Raw genomic sequence first — 23123 nt, forward strand, 5'->3', positions numbered from 1 at the left:
GGCGTGCGGGTCGTGCGCAACCCGTGCCGCGCGACCCGCTTCTCCCCCCACCGTGCCGTTTCGCGCCGCGTGCGGACTCCCGACTTCCCGGCCGGAGCGCCTGCCCCGACACACGTCACACATCTAGCATGGTGCGCGCACGGGCGGCGACCGGAAGACCGCGGTGGGTTCCGGCGAGCGCGGACGCACGAGGGGGCGCGATGGGGAACGCGGACGGACCGATGCCCGAGATCGACGTGGACACACCGAGTGCCGCACGGATGTACGACTGGTATCTCGGCGGCACCGACAACTACCCGGCCGATCGCGAGGCATGCGAGAAACTGCTCGAGATCGTGCCCAGCACGCGCGAGCTGGCACTGAACAACCGGGCGTTCCTGCGCCGCGTGGTCCGGGTGCTGGCCGCCGAGTACGGGGTACGGCAGTTCCTGGACCACGGATCCGGGCTGCCCACCCGGGACAACGTGCATCAGGTGGCGCAGCGCGTGGACCCCGCGTCCCGGGTGGTCTACGTCGACAACGACCCCATCGTGCTGGCGCACGGTCGGATGTTGCTGGAGGAGAACGAGAACACCGCCGTCGTCCAGGCCGACATGACCGACACCGACGGCATCTTCGGGCGCCCCGAGGTCCAGCGGCTGATCCGGCCGGACGAACCGGTCGCGGCGCTGTTCGTCTCGGTCCTGCACTGCCTGCCCGAGTCCGCCGGGCCGGGGGCGATGATTCGCCGGGTCGCCGACCGGCTGCCGCCGGGCAGCTTCATGGTGATCTGCCAACTGGTCAGCGAGGACCCGGCGATCCGGGACGGGGTGAGCGACTTCATGGCCCAGGCCACCGGCGGCAACTGGGGTCGGGTACGCGATCGTGCCCAGGTGGACGGCTACTTCACCGGGCTGACCGTTCTCGACCCCGGGCTGGTGGAAGTCTCCACGTGGCGCCCCGACTCGCAGGTCGCCGCGCGCCAACAGACCGAGGAGTGGATCGAGTACGGCGGCCTGGCCCGGGTGAGCTGACCCGGGAGCCCGGGCGGAGCACGACCCGGCGGGTCAGCTTTCGGCGGCCGCGGTGAAGTGGCGTTCGGCGTCGCGCAACATACCTTCGCTGGAGGCCCGATTCTCGGCCGCCGCCCACAGGCGGAGCAGGATCTCCCGATAGGCGTCGATGTCCGCGCGCCTGCTCAGGTACGTCGCGCTGTTGGCCTGCTCCAGGTAGACCATCTCGCTCGGGCCGCCCGAGGCGAAGCGGAGATAGGTCATCGGCGACGGCGGGGCGACACCGGCGGCGCGATCGAAGCGCACCACGCGGATGTTGATCCGCTCCCGCGCCGACTCGGCCAACAGGTGCCGCATCTGCGCGGCCATCACCGCCGGGCCCCCGACGGGTCGGCGCAGGATGCCCTCGTCCAGCAGCGCGGTCAGATCCGGGCGGTGCTCGTCCGCGAGCAACGCCTGGCGCTGGAGCCGCAGTTCGATGCGCCGTTCGACCTCCTCGGGCGCGGCGCGGGGCAGGCCGGAGCGCACCACGGCGCGGATGTACTCGGGCACCTGGAGCAGGCCGGGCACCACGTGCACCTCGTAGGTGTCGATCTTGGTCGCCGAGTCCTCCATCCCGATCAGCCGGGCCAGCCAGCCCGGCATCACATCGCTGTAGTGGCTCCACCAGGCCCGCTCCAGCGCCTTCTTCAGCAACTCCTCTATCTCGGAGAGGGATTCCTCGTCCCGGACGCCGTAGTAGCGGACCAGGTCGAAGACGTCCCGCGGGCGCGGCGGGCTCTCGCCGCGCTCCAGTCGGCTGATCTTGGACATCGACGCCCGGATCGCCTCGGCCGCGTCCTTCAGCCCCCGGCCGTTGTCCAGCCGCAACTTGCGCAGCGTCGCGCCGAGCACCTTGACGGCCGCGGCCGGACTGGTCTGCTGGGTGAGGGACACCACCGGTGCGATCGACGGCGCACGGGCCGGGTGTTCGGCGGACATGGGAACTCCAAGGGGCAGACGGACGCCCATCATTATCCCGGCACGGCATCCCGCGTGTCCGTCGATTGGGCGACCGCGATGCGGTCCCGGTCAGCCGATCGGCCCGGCGCACCCCCCGAGTCCGGTGTTCCCGACGAAGCCGGCCAGGCTCGCCCGGGAGTAGACCAGGGCCGGTCCCCGCGCCCGCCGCGAGTCGCGGACCGCGATCGCGCCGCCGGGCAGCAGCGCCACCTCCACACAGTTGCCCTCGGCCGTACTCGCACTGCTCTTCACCCAGGTCACCGACCCGAACGAGTCCGCCGCATCCCCGTTGCCGGCACGCATCGTCATCACCTTCCCGCTTCCGTCCGATCGCTGCCCCGTGTGGCGCGACCTCGGACGGCTCCGCCGTTCGTGCAAAACCAGGTGCATTCGCATCATGGAACCGATGGCGGGCGCAGTCACGGGAATCGCCGAACCCGGTGGGCCCAATTCCCGGCGTCAAGGGGCGATTTCGGCCCGGATCGGCGGGTTTTCCGCCGTGTCGGATCGGGTTGAAATCCGTTCAACGAACGGGCACAAGATCCTTGCGTCGAGTTGGAGATCGGGTCTTGTGGCACGCCACCGCAATGGCGTAACAAGGAACCCGCTGCTGGAGACACAGCTGATCGGCGTGCCCCACATCCCGATTTCGGGCCGCCGTGCGCCGCGTCGGACCGGGGGGCCCGCGCGGTGGGAACGGAACCGCAAGCGCACGACCGGCCCCGGGGGGACGGTGGTCGAGAACGTACGTGTCCTACCGCTGCGGCCCCGCGGGGAGCCGTCGGCGGCGTTCCCGACGACAATCGGGCTGCCCGGTCTCCCCGCAGGGTGTCGCGGTGCGGGCCGCGCTGGGGGGAAGGGATCGCTTCAGTGGAACCGGAGCGGGTATCCGAACTTTCCGATCTGCTGGCGCACGCACGCGCCTCGCGAACCGGAGCCGGCGGACGCGCCGTGATCATCCGTACCGCGTCGGGGATGTGGTGCCGTGAACTGCTCGTCGAGTTCACCGAGCGCCAACGCCGCGCCGGCGCCGCTCCCGTGCTGGTTTCGTGCCAGCACCGAGACGCCCGCGAACCCTTCGCCGCGCTGCGCCAGTTGCTCACCGGACTCGGTGACGCGACGCAGCCGGCCGGGGACGACCGGTTCGACGAACTGCGCCGCGCGCTCCCGCACACCGCGCCCGAGGACCACGGGCGGCCGCTGTTCGACGAGTTGTACGAGGTGCTGCTGCCGGCCGTCCGGCGCTGCCCCCGGGTGATCGTCGTCGACCACGCGCAGTGGATGGACGACGCCTCGCTGCGGTGGTTCGCACACCTGGTGCGCCGGTTGACCCGACTGCCGCTGCTCGTGGTGCTCGGCGTGCGCGTGGACGACGACCTGCCCGCGCGCGACGCGCTCGACGACATCGGCGCGCAGGCCGCCTGCCACGAGAGCACGCTGCGCCCGCTGTCCGTGCACAGCGCGGGGGAGTTGGTGCAACGCGCCTACGCCGGCCGGGTTCCCGAGGACCCGTTCGTGCGGCTGTGCCACCACGTCACCGGCGGGGTGCCGGCGTATCTGGCGCGGTTGATCGACACCCAGCTCCAGGCCGGGCTGCCGCCGGAACTGGGTCCGATCCGCTCCGGCGTCCACCTCGACGGACGGCCCCGACAGACCCGGGCCGACCACATCCGCCGCATCGCCGCCCGGATCGAGGCGGCGGCGGTGACCACACGACTGGCCCGACAACCCGAGCGGGTCCGCGCGTTGGCGCAGACGACCGCCCTGTTCGGCGACGGCGCCGACCTGGACATCGTGGCCGACCTGATGGGCACCGGGCCGGACCGGCTGGACGGGCCGCTGGCCGAACTCGTCCGCGTCGGCGTGCTGCGCGGCACACCCCCCGGCGGCCGGTTGTCGTTCCGCACCCCCGAACTGCGCGACGCCGTGCACGACACCATCCCCGAGACGCTGCTGCGCGATCGGCATGTGCGGGCCGCCCGCCGGCTCGGCGACTACGGCGCGCCGCCGACGCGCGTCGCCGAACACCTGCTGCGCATCGACACGTTGCACGTGGACGACCACGCGTGGGCCGGCGCGGTGCTCTACGAGGCGGGCCGGGCCGCGCTGGCGGCGGGCGCGACGTTGCGCTGCGCCGAGTACGCCCGGCGCGCGCTGCGCGACGACCCGGCCGCCGAACACCGGGCGCGCCTGCTCGTGCTGCTGGGCCGGGCCGAGGTGCCCACCGCGCCCGAGGCGGCCGCACGGCACCTGGAGGAGGCGCTGCGGCTGCTCACCGATCCGGCCGAACGCGCCGAGGCGGTCCTGGAGTTGTGCCACGCGCACGTGCTGCGCCAGGGGGACAGCGTGGAGGCGGTGATGCGGCCCGCCCGGGACGCGGCGGCGCGGCTCGGCGAACTGGTCGAGCGGGACTGTCCCGACCCGGACGTGCGGCTGCGACTGCGGGCCATCGCGCACCTGGGCGGACCGGCCGCCGGCACCGAGGTCCGATCCGAGCGGGCGGCACGGTCCGGCCTCGACCACGCCGCCGCCGAGGTGACCGGGGTCACCGCGGGCGAGCGCGAACTGCTGGCCGCGTTCGCGTCGGACAGCGCGTGCCGGGCCGAGCCCAGCGGCATCGCGCTGGACCTGATCGAGCGCGCGTTGGCGGGCGAACCGCCCCGGGGCAGCGCGTCGGCGCTGCTCCTGCTGCGCAGCGTGGTGGTGCTGGCGTGGGCCGGCCGGTTGGACGAGGCCCGGGCGTGGGCGGGCAGCCTGACCGCGGCGATTCCGATCGGCCCGGCCCACTCGCGGATCGGACTGCCCGCCGTGGTCGCGCACTGCCTGTGCGCGGACATCGCGCTGCGCGCCGGGAACCTGGCCGAGGCGCTGGCCGAGGCGCGCACCGCCGGCCGGCTCGCGCGCGGTCCCGAACTGTCCGCGCTCACCCAACTGACCCGGGTGCAACTGGCCCGCATTCGAGTGGTGTTGGGCCAGTACGACGCGGCGACCACGATGTTGCGCGGCGCCCTGGGCGTGCCGCGCGCACGGGCCACCGCGCTGGGTGTGCGGGCCCGATGTAGGCACGCGGCCGGGGACCCGCGCGGGGCGCTGGCCGACCACCTCGAATGCGGCCGACGGCTGACCGAACTGGGCATCGCCAACCCGGCGCTGAGCGACTGGCGCGGCGGCGCCGGGCTGGCCCTGGTGGACCTGGATCGGCGGACCGAGGCGGCGCCGCTGTTCGAGGAGGGCTTGGAACTCGCCCGCCGCTGGGGCGCGCCCGCCCCGATCGGCGAGGCGCTGCGCAACCGGGCGCGGATCGAGGGTCCGCGCGGCGCCATCCGGCTCCTGGAGGAGTCGGTGGCGGTCCTGGAGCAGTCCGGCGCCCGGCTGCAACTGGCCGAGTCCCTGGTCGAGTCGGGCCGGGTGTACGCGCTGGCCGGTCAACCGGCCGCGGCCCGCCTGGCGTTGCGGCGCGGCATGGGGCTGGCGCAGGAGTGCGGCTGGGACCTGCTGGTGGAGCGGGCGCACAAGGATCTGCTCGCCTGCGGCGGCCGGTTGCGCCGGACCAGCCTGTCCGGCCCCGGCTCGCTGACCCCCTCGGAGCGGCAGATCGCGGAACTGGCCGCGGCCGGGCACACCAACCGGGCGATCGCCGAGTCGTTGTGCGTCACGCGCGGCACGGTGGAGGTGCATCTGACGCACGTCTACCGGAAGCTGGGCATCTCGGGCCGTACCGCGCTGTCCACGAGACTGGCGTCGACGCAGTGACGGTGACGCGCGTCGACGGCACGCGCCACCGCCGCCCGGGCCTGCCCGACCTCCGCTACGGCACGGGTACTCGGCCGACGACCGCGAAGCCCAGGATCAGGGTGAAGCCGTCGGCGGCGACGAAGCGTTCCCACGCCGCCATCGCCCGGGCGTACGTCCCCAGGCCCAGGGCGCCGCGCTCGACCAGCGGAAGCAGGCGTTCGGGGGACAACTGGGGGGCGAGCGCGGCCGCGCCGCCGACCTCGTCGCCGGTGTAGGCGAACGGACGCACGCCGACCTCGGTCAGGCCCGCGCGGCGCAGGATCCGGGGCAGCCGGCGGGCCACCAGGCGATCCCCGCCGTCGGCGGCCTGGGCCGTGCCGAGGGCGCGGTAGGCGTCGGCGCACAGGGCCGACAGGTCCGGATCCGCGCAGCCCCACAGCCCGGCGTCCACGTCGATCACCGCCAACGTGCCGCCGGGGCGCAGCAGCGCGGCCAGCGCCCGGGCGGCGCCCACCGGATCGGCCAGGTGCTGGAACACGTAGCGGGCCAGCACCAGGTCGAACGAGCGGGCCGGCAGCGGCGGTTCGGTCAGATCGCCGGCCACGTAGTCGATTCCCGCCGCGGGCGCCTCGGCCCGGGCCACCGCCAGCAGCCGTTCGTCCGCGTCCAGGCCCACCAACCGGGTTCGCGGATCGGCCAGTTCGGTCCGCAGCCGACGGGTGACCGCCCCGGTTCCGCAACCGGCGTCCAGCACCGCGCCGGCGACCGCGGGGGCGGTGTCCCGCACCACCCGCCACTCGTGTGCCCAGCTCAGCTCGGCCTGGATCTCCAGCCGGCGCACCTCGGCCGGCACTCCGCCGAGTTCGGCCTGCGGCCGATAGCTGCCGCCGGGGTGGGCCGGGCCGATCACGGTCGACCGCCCGCGGCGAGCGGGTGCGCGGTCATCAGCAGGCCGTCCCTGGGGCGCAGGGTCACCAGCGCCTCGGGCACCACGGAATGCCCGGCCACACCGCGCAACTCCAGCCGCTGCAACACCGTGGCCAGCACCAGGACCGCCTCGGTCAGGGCGAACGACTGGCCGATGCACACCCGCGGCCCGCCGCCGAACGGCACGTAGGCGTGCGCGGGCCGGGCCGCCCGGGCGGTCGCGGCGAAGCGTTCCGGACGGAAGAGTTCGGGGTCCTCCCACACCGCCGGGTGCCGGTGCAGGGTCCACGGACTGATGCACACGAGGGTGCCCTCGGGCACGTGGCGGCCGTCGAGCACGTCGTCCGCCGCGGCCCGCCGGGAGATCAGCCACACCGGCGGATACAGCCGGATCGCCTCCTCCAGGCAGCGCCGGGTCAGCTCCAGGCGGGGCAGGTCCGCGGCCCGGGGCGGTCGGCCGGCCAGTACCTCGGCCAACTCGCCCCGAACCGCCGCCGCGGCCTGCGGATGGCGGTCGAGCAGGTGCACGGTCCAACTCAGCGCCTTGGCCGTGGTCTCGTGCCCGGCCATCACCATGGTCAGCACCTGGTCGTGCAGTTCGCGGTCGTCGAGCGCGTCCCCGTGCGGGTCCCGGGCGCCGAGCATCGCGTCGAGCAGGTCGGCCGGCCGATCCGTCGGCGGCCCGGTGTAGCGCCGGGCCGCGACGAGCATGCCGACGACGCGGGCCAGGAAGGTCTGCGCGGCGGTGTACCGCCGGCGGAGCAGGGCCAGGTCCGCGTCCGCGACGGTCGGCGTGCCCGGTTCGCCGTCGAAGTGGCCGATGAAGCGGTTGATGTCGTCGACCGCGCGGCCGAACCCCCGCCCCGCCGCGGCCAGATCGGCGCCGAGCAGCGCGTCCGCGACGATGCCCAGGGTGAGCGCGGTGAAGTCGTGGTCGACGCGGATGGTCCGCCCCTCCTCGGCGGCCCGCTCCCACGCGTCGGCCAGGTCGACGGCCGCGTCGGTCATCAGCGTGTCGAACCGCTCCACCCGCCGAGGCCGGAACGCCGGCGCGCACAACCGGCGTTGCCGCTCCCAGGCGGGACCGTCGCTGGTCAGCAGGCCCTTGCCGAGCAGCGGGGTGAGCATGAAGTCGTCCGGGGTGCCGGCCTTCGTCCACGCCGTGTAGTTGTCCTTGAGGATGTGCCGGACCAGATCGGGGCGATTGACGAACCACACCACCTCGCCGCGCGTGCGATGGCTGCACAGGTCGCCGAACTCGGCGGCGAGCGTGGTGAGGAAGGCGAGCGGGTCGACGCGGATGTCGGCCAGGTCGAGGTCGTCGGCGGGGCCCGGCGGACGGGCGCGGACGGGCGATCCGGGGGGACCGGAGTGGAGGGGCGATCCGGGCACGGGGGCCTCCTGGGTGCGGTAGCGGCCGAACTCGCGGGCGGTGGGTGCTGCGGCCGACGGGCCCTACGTCATCTGACGTTGGACCAGTTGGTGGAACAGGCCGTCCTCGTCGGCCAGCAACTGGTCCGGCGGCCCGGACTGGACCACCCGTCCGGCGTCGAGCACCACGATGCGGTCGGCCTGCATCACCGTGGACAAGCGGTGCGCGATGATGATCCGGGTGGCGTTCAGCCGGCGGGTGCTCTGGGTGACCACCTCCTGGGTGCGGTTGTCCAGCGCGCTGGTCGCCTCGTCGAAGAACAGGATGCGCGGCCGGCCGATCAGCGCCCGGGCGATCATCAGCCGTTGCCGCTGGCCGGCCGACAGGGTCACCGCGCCGTCGGAGAGCACGGTGTGCATGCCCATCGGCATCCGGCCCAGATCCTGGTCCAGACCGGCCATCTCGGCCGCCTCCCAGGCCTCGTCCAGGGTGTAGTTGCGCAGTCCGCAGATGTTGTGCAGCACGCTGCCGGCGAACAGCTGCCCGTTTTGCAACACCACGCCGAATTGCCGGCGCACCGCCGCCACGTCCAGCGACGCGAGGTCCTGGCCGTCGTAGAGCACCGAGCCGGTGGTCGGCTGCTCGAAACCGATCAGCAGGCGCAGCAGGGTGGACTTGCCGCAGCCCGTGGGTCCGACGATGGCGACGAACTCGCCGGGCCGGGCCCGCAGGTTCACGTCGTCCAGCACCGGCGGGGCGTCCGGCGCGTAGCGGAAGGACAGCCGGCTGACCTCGATGCCGCCGTACAGGTCGCCCGGCGGCTGCTTGGACTCCAACACCTCGGGCAACTCGGCGAGCACCGGCCGCACGCCCTCGAACAGCGGTACCGCCGCCGCCATCATGGTGATGCTCGCGGTCATCTGCAGCATCGAGCCCAGCATCAGGGCGTAGGCCACACTGAACGACAGGAACCCGCCGACGTCCAACTCCCCGTCGGCGGGGCCGGAGACCATCGCGAACAGCAGCAGCGTGCACAGCAGCAGATAGCCCGAGTTGAACACCGTGACCGTGTTCTGCAACCGACGGGTGCGCACCGACAACATCCGGCTGCGGGCGAAGCCCATCGCCCAGAACGCGAAGGCCCGGTCCTCGGCGGCGGCCACCCGCAACTTGGGCAGCCCGGTGAGCAGTTGGAACATGCGCCCCGACAACTCGTGTTCCTCGGCCATCAGCTCGCGCTGGCGCCGCATCTGGCGCAACCCGGCGACCGCGCACACCGCGCCGCCCAGGGCGGCCAGCAGCAGGGCGAGCAGCGCCAGCGGCACGCTGTAGAAGAACAGCAGTCCCAGGTTGACCAGGAAGATCAGACACGCCGGCACGAACAGCGCGGTGACTCCGCTGAGAATCTCGCGCAGCGCGCTGATGCCCAGCGCGGCGCTGCTCAGCGACCCGGAGGAGACGGACGCGAAGAACCCGGTGGGCAGGCGCAACAGCCGATCCCACACAGCGGCCTGGGCGATCGCCTCGAACCGCCCCTCCACCCGCAGCAGCGAGAGGTTCTGCACCGCGGACAACACCGCGGCCAACAGCGCGGAGGCGAGCAGCACCACGCACAGCTGGGTGACCAGGACCCGGTCGCCCTGCGGGACGAATACGCCGAGCACCTTCCCGGTCAACACCGGCACCGCCAGCCCGAGCAGCGCGGCGCCCAGGCCGCAGGCGAACAGCACGAGCACGTCGACGGTGCTGCCGCGCAGGCCGAAGCGCAGCAGGGTGCGGGCGCCGCCGGGGCTCTCCGGCAGGGCCGGATAGAACATGGTCGCGCGGTGTTCCAGGCGGGCCGCTCCGGCGCGGTCGACGGGCGTCCAGTCGGAGCCGGTGGAGTCGAGCACGTGATAGCGCCGACGCCGCCAGACCAGGGCCACCGGGCGGCGGGTGTCCGGATCCGCGTTCGCCACGCGGGTGTGCCCGACCAGCGGGCCGGAGTCGGTACGCCACCAGCGACCGGTGAGCGCCACGTCGCGCACCCGGAAGCCGGACGAGACGGCGATCCGCTCCAGCGGGTCCAGCCGGGCGTCGGCGGCCTCCGAGGTGCCGCCCCGGGTGATCGTCACCCCGCTCGCCTGCCCGACCACCCGGGCCACCGCGAGGTAGTCGTCCTGGTCGGCCGCGTCCAGGCCGACCCGGTGCACCGGCCGGTAGGGGTCCAGGACCGCGCCGAGGGCGCGCGAGGAACGGCGCAGCGCGTCGGCGTCGACCTCGCGCCGCGCGTCCAGTTCCCGACAGGCGTTGCCGCGCCGGCCGCGCAGGCGTTCGTCCACGCGCTGCATCAGGGTGTGCTGGTGGTGGGCCAGGTCGTGGGTGAACGGGGCCTCGGTAAGTACGTCCAGGGTGCGGACGACGTGTACGAGCGCGCCGCCGACCGAGTACAGCCAGTCGGCCGCGCCGATTGCCAGCCGGCCGCCGAAGCCGACCGTGGCGCCCGCCTCGGGGACGTCGTCGGCCGGGGCGTCGGCGTCGGCCTCGTCGGGCCCGCCGATGGCCACCGACCCGGACAACACGCGCACCCACAGCGTGCCGGCGACCGAGCGGGCCGAGCCGCCGGCGGGCAACTCGGCGCCCTCGCCCGCCTCCAGCGCGGTGAACGTCCGCGGTGGCAGGCCCATTCGCACCGCGTCGGCCAGCGCGCCCAGGCCCCGGTCCAGGCCTGCCGCGAAGCGGCCCGCGAACGCCGCGTCGGCCGCGGCGGCGGCCAGGACGTCGGCCAGCGGCGCGGCTCGCACCGTCCCGCCGGGCAGCGGTTTGCCCAACATCGCGGTACCGCCGGCCGGTGCTCCGCACAACACCGTGCCGGCCCCCACCCGGCACAGGAACTGCCAGCGCCCGCCCTCCTCCCGGGTGGTGGCGAACACGTCCACCATGCCGGCGGTGACGAACCAGACCTTGAGGGCGCCGTCGAGTGCGCAGGCCCCGGCGAGTTCGGGGCCGAGCGCGGCACCGAGCGCGTGCAGGTCCGGCGGCGCGTCGTCGGGCGGCTCGGCGGGCTCGAAGCCCTGCGTGGGCTCGGTCATCCTTCCTCCTCTTTTCCGTGGGGGACAACTCCGTGGGGACGGCGGACCGGGCGTGAGCGGCGGGGCGCCGGGTGCGCGCGGAGCGCGGCCGCTTCGGGTGTGGTCGGGTGGTCGGGGGCGGCGTGCGGGGCTACAGGTCGCGGATCAGTTCGGCGTACGGGCCGGGGATGCCCGCCAGGGTGTGGTGGTCGCCGCGCTGGGCGACCCGACCCTGTTCGAGCACCACGATCTCGTCGCTGTCGCGCACCGTGGACAGGCGGTGCGCGATGATCACGCACGCGCAGCCGCGACGGCGCAGGTTGTCGTCGATGGTCGCCTCGGTCTGCGCGTCCAGTGCGCTGGTGGCCTCGTCCAGGACCAGCACGCTGGGGTTGCGGACCAGGGCGCGGGCGATCTCCAGGCGCTGGCGCTGGCCGCCGGAGAAGTTCTTGCCGCTCTCCGCGACCGCGCTGTGGATGGTGCCGGGCCGGGCCGCGACCACGTCGTACACGGCGGCGTCGCGGAGCGCCGCGACCACCGTCTCGTCCGGGATCGAGTCGTCCCACAGCGTGACGTTGTCCCGTACGGTGCCCTCGAACAGGAAGATGTCCTGGTCCACGAACGCCACCGCGGTGCCCATCACGTCGCGCGGATAGTCCCGGCGCGGCCGGCCGTCGAACAGCAGTTCGCCGCTCCACGGTTCGTACAACCCGGCGATCAACCGGCTCACCGTCGACTTGCCGCTGCCCGAGCCGCCGACCAGGGCGACCCGCCGGCCGGGGCCCACCCGCAGCGAGAAGTCGTCGAGGAGCGGTTTGCCCAACGGACTGTAGCCGAAGGTGACATGGGACAACTCGACCCGACCGGCGAGCACCGCGGCCGGCTCCTCGGCGCCGGAGCGGGCGCGGCGGTCCCGCTCGTCGTCGAGGAACTCGGGCGCGGGCGGGAACTTCTCGATGTCCTTGAGCCGGCCCAGGTCGGCGGTCACGTCCTGCAACCTCGGTCCCAGGTTGGTCAGTTGCGCCACGGGGCGGCTGAACGAGTTGACCAGGGTCTGGAAGGCGACCAGCAGACCGATCGACATGTGCCCGTCGATCGCCCGCAGACCCCCGATCCACAGCAGCAGACCGCTGTCCACGGCGGCCAGCAGCGGCGGCACCACGGCCAGGATCGAGGTGGGCGCGCCCAGTGCCTGCTGTCCGGAGACCACCCGGGCCTGGAACCCGGCCCAGCGCTTGAAGTAGTCGCCCTCGGCCCCGGACGCCTTCAGCGTCTCGATCAACTGGAGGCCGTTGAACGACGCCGACACCAGGCCCGAGCGGTCCGCGCGCAGCCTGGCCACGGTGTCGGTGCGCATCCGCGAGACCAGTTTGAGGACCACGATGTTGAGCATCGCCACGCCGACCCCGACCAGGGTCAACTGCGCGTCGTAGGTCCACAGCAGGCCCGCGTAGACCACCACGAGCAGCATGCTGACCACCGTGGTGGCCACGTCGCGGGACAGGATCTGCGCGATGGTGTTGTTGGCGGAGACCCGCTTGCTGATCTCGGCCGGGTTGCGCTGGGTGAAGAACACCACGGGCAGGCGCAGCAGATGGCGCACCACGCGGACCGAACTGCGGATCGAGGACGCGGACTCGACCCGCAGCAGATGGGTCTGTTGCAGCATGGTCAGCGCGATGGTGACCGCCGCCGCCAGACCCATCGAGGCGAGCAGCGCGGGCAGGAACGAATGGTCCTCGCCGGTGAGCACCCGGTCGATGAAGACCCGGGTGAACGCGGGCGCGGCCAGGCCGGGCAGGATCAGCAGCAGGCTGGCCAGGAGGGCGAGCAGCAGCGCGCCGCCGCTGCTGCGATAGCGCGCGCGCAGGTCGGCGAGCAGCCGGGGCGGGTGCCCGCCGCGCCGGAACCGCGGACCCGGCTCGAAGGTGAGCACGATGCCGGTGAACGCGACGTCGAACTCCTCGGTGGTGACCGACCGGCGGCCCTGCGCGGGATCGTTGAGCCGCACCATCGGCCGCCCGAGTCGGCGGGTCATGCCCTCGTAGACGACGAAGTGGTTGAACTTCCAGAACAGGATGGCCGGCGGCCGGTTCCGGGCCAGCGCCGCGGTCTCCATCTGCATGCCGCGCGCGATCAGTCCGTACGAGCGCGCGGCGCGCAGCAGGTTCGCCGCCTTGGCGCCGTCCCGGGAGACCCCGCACGCGTGTCGCAACTCCTCCAGCGGGACGAACCGGCCGTGGTGGGCGAGCACCATGGCCAGCGCGGCGGCGCCGCACTCGACCCCCTCCAGCTGGATGACCGTGGGCGTGCGTACCGACATCCGGCGCTCGGCGGACTCGCGGCGGCGGCGACCGCGCTCGGGCGGGGCGGGCGGTGCCCCGGCGGGCGGTGGCGAACTGGTGGTGGTCATCCCGGAAGCAGCCAATCGAGCGGGCGCTCGCCGGGCAGGCGGGCGAAGCCGGTGATGGGGGTCTGCGAGTCGATCCGGAACGGCGGGCCCGACTTGTTGGTCCAGCGGTAGCCGCTGAGCGTGCGCGGGTCGGTCTCCAGATCGACGGTGACCCGGACCGCGCCGCCGGCGGACAGCAGGCGGCCGGCGGCCTGCTGGTCGCCGCCGAGGAAGTCGGCCACCTGCTGGGCGGTGTACGGGAACTGGTCGATCGCGGTGATCCGGCCGCGCAGCAGCCCGAACGCCTGGGAGGGCGCGGACTGTACGGACACGTCCACCTGGGTGCCCGGGCGCAACATGCCCGCGCTGCGCGGGGATACGAACAGCGTGGCCAGGAGCCGGTCGTCGTTGGCGTCGGTGCGCTCGACGGTCATGAAGGTGGTGCCGACGGAGATGTATTGGCCGCTGGAGACGAGCAGACCGATCACCCGGCCGGCGAACGGCGCCCGGACGATCTGGGTGGCGCCCTGGGCGTCGACCACGGAGAGCACCGGGGTGCCCTTGGGCACGAGTGTGGCCGAGTCGACGAACAAATTGGACACCAGCCCGGTCTGCGGGCTCTGCACGCGCGAGACGCCGAGCGGATGGGTGAGGATGCCGGGCACCTCGACCTTGCGCGGCAGGGTGCCGCCCGCCGACCAGGCGGCGGTGGCGCCGAGCAGCAGGGCCAGGGCGAGCAGCAGGGCCCAGGCGCGGGTGCGCACCAGGCGGATGGGCGCGTCGAGTTCCTCGGGGGCCTTCAGTCCCTCCAAGGCCTCGCGACGGAAGTTCATGGCCGTCCCCCTCCGGGCCCGCCCGGCACGGCGGTGTTCGGCTCCGGGCCGACCGTGCCGAGCAGGAACTCGCCGACGGTTCCCTCGCGTTCCCAGCGGTTGCCGGTGGCGAGGGCGAACAGGTCGGAGTCGCCGCCGCCGAGCCCGCACCCGCCAAGGCCCATCGCGGTCGCGACCAGGTACATCGTCTGGTAGAGCACCCCGACGTGTTTGAGGACGAGTGCGTAACCCATCGTCTGGTACTTCCACATCACCCGCCCGAAGCGCGCGCTCACCAGCAGGACGACCTGCGGTGGCGTGCTCATCAGCGCGGTGGCGCGGGCGATCTCGGACAACCGGCCGACCGCCGGTCCCGGCTCGGCGGCGCGTTCGAGGCGGTGGTCCCGCGGGTCGTAGTGGTACAGGCCCGGGGGCACTCCGACCACGTTGTTCACCAGCGGGTACAGCTCCAGTTCGTGACAGCGCCCGCCCGACGGGTAGGGCCGGTCGCCGACTTCCTGGCGGTCCTCGTGCAGGACGGCGCGATTGCGCGCGGTGCGGTACAGGAACTCGCCGAGCTGCGCGAGGGTCAGCGGCTTCGTGTCGTCGTGCGCGCGCACCGAGCGGCGGCCCTCCAGCACGTCGGTCAGCGGCGGATCGGCACGGCGTACCGCGTCGAGGTCGGGGCGGGGCAGATCGACGGTCGGTCCGTCGAACGACGGGCGGACCACCGGCAGGGGCGGCTCGGCGGCGGCCCGCCAATAGGTGCCGCCGTAGGGCAGGTCGTGCCGGCCGGCCCTGGTGCGCCCGTGGAACCACAATTCGTGCGGCGACCACTTGGCCCGGTCCGGATCGGCGTCCTCCTGCTCCGGGTCGACCAACAGGCCGTGTCGGGCCAGCAGTTCCAGGGCGCGCGCACCGCCGGGCGGCAGCGCGCCGACCTCGTGGTGCGGCAGCGCGGCCACCAGTGCGGCCAGCGCCGGGTCCAGCAGGTCGGCGGCGACCGCGGCCAACGGCGACTCCAGGACGGTGTGTTCGCCCTCGCGGCGGAGCACCGCGAAGCGGGACAACCGCCGGGTCGCCGGATCGGGGGCGGCCGTACCGCGGGCGAGGGGGGCCGGCGGGGCGAGCGGACGCAGCGCGAGGACGGGTCGGCCGGCCACCTCCAGGGTGGTGCCCAGCCACCCGCCGGCGCGCAAGCGCTGGAGCAGCGCGGGCAGTTTGAGCAGGGCGCCCTCCCCGTCGCGGTCGAGCACGGCCCGGTGCAGGTCGTCCTCGCTGCTCGGGCGGTCGGCGAGCAGCGCGACGGCCGCCGCGACGCCCGGGGTCAACACGCCCAGGGACAGTCCGCGCGGCCCGAGGAAGAGCAGGGTGGCGCCGGCGTCGTCGGTGTTCGCCCGCGCGTTCGGATGCAGGGCGATGCGTTCCACCGGCACCGTCGTCGCGGCGCCGGCCGCGGTCGGCGGGATACCGAGGCTGGTCATGGAACCTCCGGGGCAGGTCGGGCCGGGCCGGATCGGTTACGCGGCGGGAGCGGCCCGGGCGGAGCGGGGCCGGCCCGGCCGAGCCGACCGGGCGCCTGGAGAGCGCCGCCGGTCGGCCCGGACCCGGGCCATGGGCACGGGACATGCTCAGAAGAAGACGCTGTACGGGTTGAGGTCGGCCTCGGGCACCGGTTCGGCCAGCCAGCCGAGCCGCACGGGCGTGTCGTACATCCGCCCCGGGCCCAACCGGCGCCAGAAGTGCCGCAGCCCCGGGACCATCACCTTGGCCACGTTCAACTCCAGGTCGGGCAGCGTCTGGTCGAGCACGATCACCTCGAGGTCGACCGCGCGCAACCGCTCCACCGTGCCGCGGATGTCGCGCGCGATGTCGCCGCTGTGCAGGACGCCGTAGCCCTCCAGCGTGGTCTGCGGCAGATGCCGTGCGGGCAGCGCCCACGGCTCCTGCTCGGCGGTGGCGGTGTGCAGCCAGGCCAGGGTGTGCGGGTCGTCCTCCCAGTAGGCGGTGGTGCCGTCGGGGTTGCGGTTGATCACCGCGGGCAGGAACTGGTTGACCTCGGTCAGCGCGCGCAACACCGCGATGCGCACGTCCAGGTGGGCGCCGAAGCCGAGGAGGATGTCCTCCACCGGGTGGTCGGTGCGCCGGGAGACCGCGGCGAACGTGGGCACGCCCAGGTCGGTGGTGATGTCGACGACCTCCAGGGTGCGCTGCATCCCGGCGTAGAAGTCGCGCAGACTGTCCACGTACGGCTCGTGCAGCGAGTCCAGGTCGAAGCCCGGGCGCAGCGCCCGGTTGTACCACCACAGGCCGACCGCGTCCCGCTCGCAACTCTCGAACAGCCCCTGCATGATCGCCTCTTCGAGGGTGTTCCCGGAGGCGTTGCCGTTGCCGTCGCTGAAGCAGTAGAAGTGCTCGTTCAGGTCGGGGTGGCCGAACCAGGAGTAGCCGGCCGGCACCAGGCGGGGCCGGTCGTCGGTCAGCGACCAGGCCCGGGTCCAGTTCAGTCGGTGCTTCTCGTCGAATCGTTCCGGCACGATGTGCAGGCGTCCGGCCGACTCGCGGTTCCACTCCTCGCGCGTCTCGTACTGGGTCTCGGAGTAGAGCAGCAGATCGTACGGGTGCACGGCCAGGTCGGCGCCCAACTCCTCGAACGAACCCGGCTCGGTCCGGCGGTCGCCGCGCCACACCCCCGAGTAGCGCTCGATCGCCTCGCACACGCCGCTGACCCGGGCCTGGACGTCGCTGCGGCCCTTGCCGCCGCTCTGGCCGCGCAGATTGCGGCGCAACATGCCGATGTTGGGTCCGGGTACGGCGAAGTTGTGGCTGGCCGAGTAGCTGAAGGTGACGCCGTTGTCCACGTCGTTGAGCAGGCGCAGCGCGCTGACCGCGCCGAGCAGTCGGCTGATGTGCTTCTCCAGCCGCTTGAACGTGTCGTCCGGGCGCATCGTACGGTGCCCGCCCTCGTCGTCGAATCGCACCGCCTGGTCCACGAGTTCGACCCGGGGATCGCGGTTCAGGAGCAGCGCGGGATCGCCGCAGGCGGGGCACTGCGGCTGCCGGATCAACCGGTGTTGCTCCAGCCTCCGGCTGGGTACGTGCAGCGACACCAGCACCCCCTCGTAGCCGGAACGCCCCTCCGCCGCCAGGAGTTCGGCCGCCGCGGCGGCGACCAGGTGCGCGGACAGGCCCACCGACCAGGCGGTGGCGGCCAGGGAGGTGCGGATCGGCTCCTCGTCGACGGTGCCGTCGGGGCGCCGCCGCAGGAAGGTCTCCACCTGCTGGTTGCCCGCCAGGCGGTGGGCCAGACAGTGCCAACAGCCGGTGCGCCCGGGGACCAGGTAGGGGCCGGTCCACACATCCGCCCCGGTCGGCTTGGCCAGCAGCCAGGGCAGCCCGGCGGCCCGCAACCGGGCGTCCATCGCGGCCAGTCTCGGGTCGAGATAGTCGTCGGTGAGCACCACCGTCAGGTCCGGCCGGTGTCCGCCCTCGGTGGGCGCCGCGCCGGTCGCGGCCGAGGTCACCGGGGTCACCGCCGCGCCGATCTCGCGCAACGCCGCTACCACGGCGGCGGCGTCCACGGCGCCGAGCGCGGCCACCTCGATCCGAGCCCCTCGCAGCCGATGGGCCGCCTCGACGGCATCCAGGCCCAGGCTCTCCCAGGCCGCGGCCCCGGCCCGGTCGTCGCTCGCCGCGCCGTCCACGAGGTGGCCGAAGCGCTGGAACTTCGAGATCGCGAAGACCACTTCGCCCATCGTGAAGCGCTCGGCGAGCTTCTCGGTGATCTCGGCGATGGTGTGCGTGCCGTCGAGATACGGCAACACGGCCGCGACCGCCTTGCCCTGGACGAGGTAGTGGCCCTCCTCGCACAGGAGGAAGACCCGATCCGTGCCGAAGGGGCGAGGGACGAGATGTGCCTTGAGTCGAGGCAGGTCCACGAATTCTCTCCCGGCGTAGTCGAATTTCCGGCAGCTTTTCCGGCAGCGGTGCCCTGCGGCCGTCGCCCGGTAATTGTTAGCGGCGTCCCGGGCGCCGGGACAAGGTCGTTCCGGCGAAAATCCGCTGTTTCTCCGGTGTGTTCGTATTGGGCCAGGGGGTGCCCGGGTGAGTTCTATCGGAGGTGCCCGCCTAACGTTGGGGGGTCCCCCGTTTGTCCTGCCGGCAGGCGGTGTCGGGAGTGCGGGAGGCGGGGTGCAGGGCTTGGGGGAGGGGCGCCGAAATTTTGGGATCCACCCATTAGGAGTTCGGGCATTGACGGCTCCTCCGCGTGCTCCGCATGCTTCCGGTATTGCAGCCGAACCGATCCGGACCCGATCCGAACGTGCCTCGAATCCGAGGTGAATCCGAAGCCGAGCGGGCGGAATTCGCTGCAGATTTCGAAGTCGGACCCAACGAGGGAGACTCAGATGGAGCCCAGGGACAGGGCCGCGTTCGTCAGGTCCTACACGAAGGTGCTCACCGCCGCCTGGTCGGACGACGAGTTCGCGAGCCGGCTGGAGACCGACCCGCGCGCCGCGCTTGCCGAACACGGTCTCGAACTGCCCGCCGGCGCCTCGGTGCGCATCATCCGCAACGTCGAGGGCGAGCCCGACCTCGACGGTCAGGTCACCCTGTGGGAGGCCGGCACCGTCTCCGGCACCTACGAGCTGCGCGTGCCCAACTCGCCGCAGATCGAGCTGCGCGAACTGTCCGAGGCCGACCTCGAATCGGTCGCCGGCGGCACCATCGAAACGCGCGATGACACCACGTACTGCTGCTGCTGTTCCCCGTGCTGCTGCTGCACCTGACGGCGCGCCGCGGCACGGCGTAGGGAGAGGACGGCTCATGGAGCCCAGGGAAAGGGCCGCGTTCGTCAGTTTCTACGCCAAGGTGTTGACCGCGGCGTGGTCGGACGACGAGTACGCGGCCCGGTTGGAATCGGACCCGCGAGCCGCCCTCGCGGAGATGGGCTTCGAACTGCCCGCGGGTGCCACGGTGCGCATCACGCGTGAGGCCGGAGGGGAACCCGACCTCGAGGCGCAGGTGCACGCCTGGGCCGAGGGCATCAAGACCGGTCGCTACGAACTGTGGGTCCTGGACTCGCCGTTGCTGGAGACGCGCGAGCTGTCCGAAGCCGATCTCGACTCGGTGGCGGGCGGCGACGCGTACAGCTGCTCCTGTTCACCGTGCTGCACCAGCACCTGATCACCCCGGCCCGGCGGCTCCGGTGCGCGGGAGGCCCCCGTCCTCCCGCGCCACCGGAGCCGCGCCACGGGCCGGCCGGGGCGTCTCGCCACCCCGGAACTCGCCCCGGAATTCGACCGGCCACTGACCCGAGGTGGAGAACCATGCCCGGACCGACCGCGCCGGACGCGCGCGCACCGCACCCCATCGGGGCACGCGTGACCCACCCGCCCGTCGGCCCCCGCCGCCGGGCGACTTCGGCCGTTCGCCGCCGGGCGGCCACGCTCGCCTGCGCCCTGCTCGTGGCCGGCGCCGCACTGGCCGGCTGCGGAGAGGGCACCGCCGACCCCAAGCCCGCCGCGCCCCAGGCCGACGCGCCCCCGGTGGGCGTGGAACAGGCCACCCGCCTGCTCCAGGAGTACTCCGCGGCCAACACGCGGATCAACACCGCCCTGGACCCGACCGGGGTCGACGCGATCGAGATCCCGCCCGCCTCCACCGGCAGCAAGGCCGGCCTCCAGGTGGCCAAGACCCAGGCGGTCGCGGTGCCGACAACGGGATACGTGCATCCGCGCTTCGTCTTCCCGCGCCAGAGCGGATACCCGAAGTTCTTCGTGGCGATCACCCAACTGCTGCAATCCGACACGGTCTCCCCGTCGCCCAAATACCTGCTGTTCGTCCAGGAGCGCGACGGCGCGCCGTGGAAGGTCGCCTACTACCCGTTCGTCACCGACCGTTCGGAGATCCCGGACCTGGACCAGGACGCCGCCGGCGGCGCCCCGGCCGTTACCGACGGCGCCGGACTGCTCGCCGACCCCGCCGCCCTCGGCCGCGCCTACCAGGACTACGCCCAGGGCAAACGCGACCCCAAGGTGCCGCTGTCGCCCACCAAGACGCTCACCGGACAACTCACCGGCGGGTGGACCGCCGGCGTCCAGGCGCTGCGCGCCAAGGGCGGCATCCTGGAGCGCACCCTCGCGCCCGACGCACCGCAATACCCGACGTACCTGCTGCGCACCCGCGACGGCGGCGTGCTCGCCTTCACCGCCGTCCAGGTCCGCGACACGATGACCTCCTCGGGCGGCAAGGACGGGGTACCGCTGGACGCGGGCAGCCGGGAGGCCGCGCTCGCCGGCAGCCCCGAGGGGGCCCGGGCGGCGCAGTACGTGATCACCCGCCTGATCGTCTCGCTCAGCCACATCCCACCCGCCTCGGCGCCGGGCACCGGCGTGCAGCTGATCGCCTACGGCGACTACGCCCTGTCGGTCGCGGCCGGCTGAGCCCCGGCCCGGACCCGCAACCCCCGCCCCGCACGCCGCGGAGCACCCCGGCCGCCACGCCGCGGAGCACGCCCGTCCACCACGCCGCAGAGAGGACCCCGGATGCCGTCGCTCGCCGCACCGGCCCGCCGCCGTGAGGTCCACCTCGTCGAGCTGACCGTGATGCCGGGGGTGCGCTACAGCGCCGTGCTCGGCCAACTGCACGCGGCGGCGCGGGCGGTCCCGGAGCTGGCCGCCGCGCTGACCTTCCACAAGCACGTACACCTCCAGCGCGGCGCCGGCGATCGGGACCGCGTCGCGCACGCGGTCCTGGACCGGCTCGACGACCCGCTCGTGGTCGCCTTCACCGTCTACTTCTGGAACCGGGCGCGCACCCTGGAACTGGCCCGCCGGGTCAAGGAGCGCTGGCCGCGCTGCCGGGTCGTGGTCGGCGGCAACGACGTCACCCACCAGCAGCGCGCGCTGTTCGCCGAGGCGCCGTGGGTGGACGCACTGGTGCACGGTGAGGGCGAGTTGCGCTTCCGAGACCTCCTGCGCCACTTCGTCGCACACCCCGACGCCCCGCTCACCGACCCCGCCCTGCGGGCCGCGCTGGCCGAGGTGCCCGGGATCAGCCTGCGCGGCCCCGACGGCGCGCCGATCGACACCGCCGACGCGCCGCGCGTGAGCGACCTGGACGCGCTGCCGTCCCCGCTCCTCGACCCCGAGGTGTGGTCGAATGAGGACCTGGCCGCCTCGCGGATGATCGTCTACGAGACCAACCGCGGCTGCCCGTACTCCTGCGCGTTCTGCTACTGGGGCGGCGCCACCAACTCCAAGGTGCGCCAGTACTCCCTGGACCGCATCCGGGCCGAACTGGAACGGATCGTCACACACGCCGGCAACGGCACCCAACTGTTCATCGCCGACGCCAACTTCGGCATCCTGCCGCGCGACACCGAAATCGCCCGGCTCCTGGTCGAGTTGTGCGCGAGCCGGCGCAAACGCCTGCTGGTGATGACCAACTGGGCCAAGAACACCAACGGCCGCGTGGTCGAGATCGCCTCGATCCTGCACCGGGCCGGTCTGACCGGCGCGATCACGCTGTCGGCGCAGTCCTTCGACGCCGAGGTGTTGCAACTCGCCAACCGCACCAACATCCGGGTGGACAACTACCGCCGCATGCAACGGCAGTTCCGCGACCGCGGGATCCCCACCTACACCGATCTGATCTGGGGCATGCCCGGCGAATCGCTGGCCACTCACCTGGACGGCGTCGAGGAGGCGGTCGCCTCCGGCGGGTCACCGGTGGTGTATCCGCTCCTGTTGCTGAACAACACCGACTACACCCACGCGCGCTTTCGCGACGAACACGCGCTGACCACCCGCCGCATGCCGTGCGATCCGGGCAACACCGACCTGATCGCCGACGTGGTCACCGGCCACTCGCGGATGGACTTCGCCGACTGGCTGCGCGGCATGGAACTGCGCATCCCGCTCACGCTGTTCCACAAGTGCCTGCTCCGCTGCACACTGCGGGTGCTGGCCCGGGCCGCCGGCGCCCGGACCGTCGACCTGGTCGCCACGCTCGGCGAACACCTGCGCGCGGGCGGCCCGGACCCGATCGCCGCGTTCTGGTACGTCGACTACACCCGCACGTGGCGCGAGCCGGACCGATTCCCGCGCGAGGCGCTGTACGCCGAACTGGGCACCGAGCCGATCCACGAGGAGGTGCACTACCAGGTGATCCTGCACCGGATGGTGCGCACCCCCGAACGCGCCCGCCGGCACGCGCACGCCGCCGTCGACGTGCTGTACGAACACCTGGGCGCCGCCGCGCTGCCCGACCGGGCCGACCTGGACGCGGTGATCGAACTCGACCTCGCCGCCGCCTCGGTCTTCCGGGCCGGCATCCACCAGGTGGCCGAGACACACGAGTTCGCGGTGCCCGCCGCGCTGTGGGCGATCCTGCGCGAATACGGCGACGTGCCCGAGGCGGCCGGCGAGGACAGCGCCGGCGACCTCGCGGCGGCCGTGGTCCGCGGCACCGTCACCGTCCCGGCGTTTCGCACCCACTACCCGTTCAGCCCCTACGCCCTGTCGGTCTGGCACGGCAGCGGCCGCCCGATCCACGACTGCGCGACCACCGCCGTCACCACCCCCGCCGAGGCCGTCGAGCCCGCGCGCCACTGAGGGATCGCCATGACTCGCAACGTCCGCGCCGCCGTCCCGATGATCTACGCCGTCGCCATCGTGGTCGGCTTCCTGATCGACACCCGGGTCGGGATCGCCGTCTGCATCGTCGGCGGCATGCTCGTCGGCCTCGCCTACACCATGCTGCGCCGTTCCTGAACCCTGACCGGCCCCCGACCCGGGGTCCGTGGCACGCGACCACCGGAATGCCGTCGCGCGCACCACC

The 23123-nt window shown here is 73.2% G+C and carries 16 protein-coding genes; 7 read left to right on the forward strand and 9 right to left on the reverse strand.

All coding sequences use genetic code 11. The features are described 5' to 3' along the window. The first annotated feature begins 200 nt into the window (after window positions 1-200). On the forward strand, window positions 201-1013 hold the full coding sequence (locus tag B4N89_RS30125) for an SAM-dependent methyltransferase (RefSeq protein ID WP_078978909.1): 813 nt from the start codon (window positions 201-203) through the stop codon (window positions 1011-1013). A 33-nt stretch (window positions 1014-1046) separates the two neighbouring features. On the opposite strand, the gene B4N89_RS30130 is transcribed toward B4N89_RS30125, so the two are convergent. Together B4N89_RS30130 and B4N89_RS30135 are read right to left on the reverse strand one after the other, a co-directional pair. Next, complete coding sequence (locus B4N89_RS30130) at window positions 1047-1973, reverse strand: helix-turn-helix domain-containing protein (protein WP_078978910.1); 927 nt, start codon at window positions 1971-1973, stop codon at window positions 1047-1049. A 90-nt stretch (window positions 1974-2063) separates the two neighbouring features. Then, window positions 2064-2297, reverse strand: coding sequence for a DUF397 domain-containing protein (locus tag B4N89_RS30135; protein WP_078979743.1), 234 nt, complete (start codon window positions 2295-2297; stop codon window positions 2064-2066). A 567-nt stretch (window positions 2298-2864) separates the two neighbouring features. Here B4N89_RS30135 and B4N89_RS30140 point away from each other — a divergent pair. After that, window positions 2865-5747, forward strand: coding sequence for a helix-turn-helix transcriptional regulator (locus B4N89_RS30140; protein ID WP_161500862.1), 2883 nt, complete (start codon window positions 2865-2867; stop codon window positions 5745-5747). 55 nt (window positions 5748-5802) lie between these two features. Here B4N89_RS30140 and B4N89_RS30145 read toward each other — a convergent pair whose 3' ends face one another. The 7 genes from B4N89_RS30145 to B4N89_RS30175 form a co-directional block, all read right to left on the reverse strand. Next, window positions 5803-6639 (reverse strand): class I SAM-dependent methyltransferase, encoded by an 837-nt coding sequence (locus tag B4N89_RS30145; RefSeq protein ID WP_161500863.1) that lies wholly within the window; start codon window positions 6637-6639, stop codon window positions 5803-5805. Further along, entirely contained in the window at window positions 6636-8048 is a 1413-nt protein-coding gene (locus B4N89_RS30150; protein WP_078978913.1) for a cytochrome P450, read from the reverse strand. The genes B4N89_RS30145 and B4N89_RS30150 overlap by 4 nt, the downstream gene beginning before the upstream one ends. Before the next feature lie 63 nt (window positions 8049-8111). Then, window positions 8112-11099, reverse strand: coding sequence for an NHLP bacteriocin export ABC transporter permease/ATPase subunit (locus B4N89_RS30155; RefSeq protein WP_078978914.1), 2988 nt, complete (start codon window positions 11097-11099; stop codon window positions 8112-8114). Between the two features lie 130 nt (window positions 11100-11229). Further along, window positions 11230-13491: an NHLP family bacteriocin export ABC transporter peptidase/permease/ATPase subunit gene (locus B4N89_RS30160; protein ID WP_078978915.1), complete on the reverse strand. Its 2262-nt coding sequence runs from the start codon at window positions 13489-13491 to the stop codon at window positions 11230-11232. Next, window positions 13488-14303: an HlyD family efflux transporter periplasmic adaptor subunit gene (locus B4N89_RS30165; protein ID WP_078978916.1), complete on the reverse strand. Its 816-nt coding sequence runs from the start codon at window positions 14301-14303 to the stop codon at window positions 13488-13490. The genes B4N89_RS30160 and B4N89_RS30165 overlap by 4 nt, the downstream gene beginning before the upstream one ends. Continuing rightward, the gene (locus B4N89_RS30170; RefSeq protein WP_078978917.1) at window positions 14300-15766 is read right to left on the reverse strand and encodes a SagB family peptide dehydrogenase; all 1467 of its coding nucleotides are present in this window, start codon (window positions 15764-15766) and stop codon (window positions 14300-14302) included. Before B4N89_RS30170 ends, B4N89_RS30165 begins: the two co-directional genes overlap by 4 nt. 147 nt (window positions 15767-15913) lie before the next feature. Continuing rightward, a complete protein-coding gene (locus tag B4N89_RS30175) occupies window positions 15914-18220 on the reverse strand; it encodes a TOMM precursor leader peptide-binding protein (protein ID WP_078978918.1) in 2307 nt (768 codons plus the stop codon). Window positions 18221-18688: 468 nt separating this feature from the next. Here B4N89_RS30175 and B4N89_RS30180 point away from each other — a divergent pair, with 468 nt between their 5' ends. The 5 genes from B4N89_RS30180 to B4N89_RS50060 all read left to right on the forward strand — a co-directional run bounded on the left by B4N89_RS30180 (window position 18689) and on the right by B4N89_RS50060 (window position 23056). Then, entirely contained in the window at window positions 18689-19069 is a 381-nt protein-coding gene (locus B4N89_RS30180) for a hypothetical protein (protein ID WP_078978919.1), read from the forward strand. 37 nt (window positions 19070-19106) lie between these two features. Next, window positions 19107-19466, forward strand: a complete 360-nt coding sequence (locus B4N89_RS30185) for a hypothetical protein (protein WP_078978920.1) — start codon at window positions 19107-19109, stop codon at window positions 19464-19466. Window positions 19467-19609: 143 nt separating this feature from the next. Beyond that, on the forward strand, window positions 19610-20725 hold the full coding sequence (locus tag B4N89_RS30190) for a hypothetical protein (RefSeq protein WP_078978921.1): 1116 nt from the start codon (window positions 19610-19612) through the stop codon (window positions 20723-20725). Window positions 20726-20827: 102 nt separating this feature from the next. After that, complete coding sequence (locus B4N89_RS30195) at window positions 20828-22897, forward strand: B12-binding domain-containing radical SAM protein (protein WP_078978922.1); 2070 nt, start codon at window positions 20828-20830, stop codon at window positions 22895-22897. A gap of 9 nt (window positions 22898-22906) precedes the next feature. Continuing rightward, window positions 22907-23056, forward strand: a complete 150-nt coding sequence (locus B4N89_RS50060; protein WP_161500864.1) for a hypothetical protein — start codon at window positions 22907-22909, stop codon at window positions 23054-23056. The last annotated feature ends 67 nt before the right edge of the window (window positions 23057-23123 follow it).

It is taken from the genome of Embleya scabrispora, from assembly GCF_002024165.1.
GTDB classification, from domain to species: Bacteria; Actinomycetota; Actinomycetes; order Streptomycetales; family Streptomycetaceae; genus Embleya; species Embleya scabrispora_A.

What these genes read in the sequence shown, in the direction of transcription:
- B4N89_RS30165 (WP_078978916.1), bottom strand. Translation starts at nt 14,303, where the DNA reads ATGAACTTCCGTCGCGAGGCCTTGGAGGGACTGAAGGCCCCCGAGGAA.
- B4N89_RS30195 (WP_078978922.1), top strand. Translation starts at nt 20,828, where the DNA reads ATGCCGTCGCTCGCCGCACCGGCCCGCCGCCGTGAGGTCCACCTCGTC.
- B4N89_RS30125 (WP_078978909.1), top strand. Translation starts at nt 201, where the DNA reads ATGGGGAACGCGGACGGACCGATGCCCGAGATCGACGTGGACACACCG.
- B4N89_RS30130 (WP_078978910.1), bottom strand. Translation starts at nt 1,973, where the DNA reads ATGTCCGCCGAACACCCGGCCCGTGCGCCGTCGATCGCACCGGTGGTG.
- B4N89_RS30185 (WP_078978920.1), top strand. Translation starts at nt 19,107, where the DNA reads ATGGAGCCCAGGGAAAGGGCCGCGTTCGTCAGTTTCTACGCCAAGGTG.
- B4N89_RS30155 (WP_078978914.1), bottom strand. Translation starts at nt 11,099, where the DNA reads ATGACCGAGCCCACGCAGGGCTTCGAGCCCGCCGAGCCGCCCGACGAC.
- B4N89_RS30135 (WP_078979743.1), bottom strand. Translation starts at nt 2,297, where the DNA reads ATGCGTGCCGGCAACGGGGATGCGGCGGACTCGTTCGGGTCGGTGACC.
- B4N89_RS30180 (WP_078978919.1), top strand. Translation starts at nt 18,689, where the DNA reads ATGGAGCCCAGGGACAGGGCCGCGTTCGTCAGGTCCTACACGAAGGTG.
- B4N89_RS30170 (WP_078978917.1), bottom strand. Translation starts at nt 15,766, where the DNA reads ATGACCAGCCTCGGTATCCCGCCGACCGCGGCCGGCGCCGCGACGACG.
- B4N89_RS30160 (WP_078978915.1), bottom strand. Translation starts at nt 13,491, where the DNA reads ATGACCACCACCAGTTCGCCACCGCCCGCCGGGGCACCGCCCGCCCCG.
- B4N89_RS50060 (WP_161500864.1), top strand. Translation starts at nt 22,907, where the DNA reads ATGACTCGCAACGTCCGCGCCGCCGTCCCGATGATCTACGCCGTCGCC.
- B4N89_RS30190 (WP_078978921.1), top strand. Translation starts at nt 19,610, where the DNA reads ATGCCCGGACCGACCGCGCCGGACGCGCGCGCACCGCACCCCATCGGG.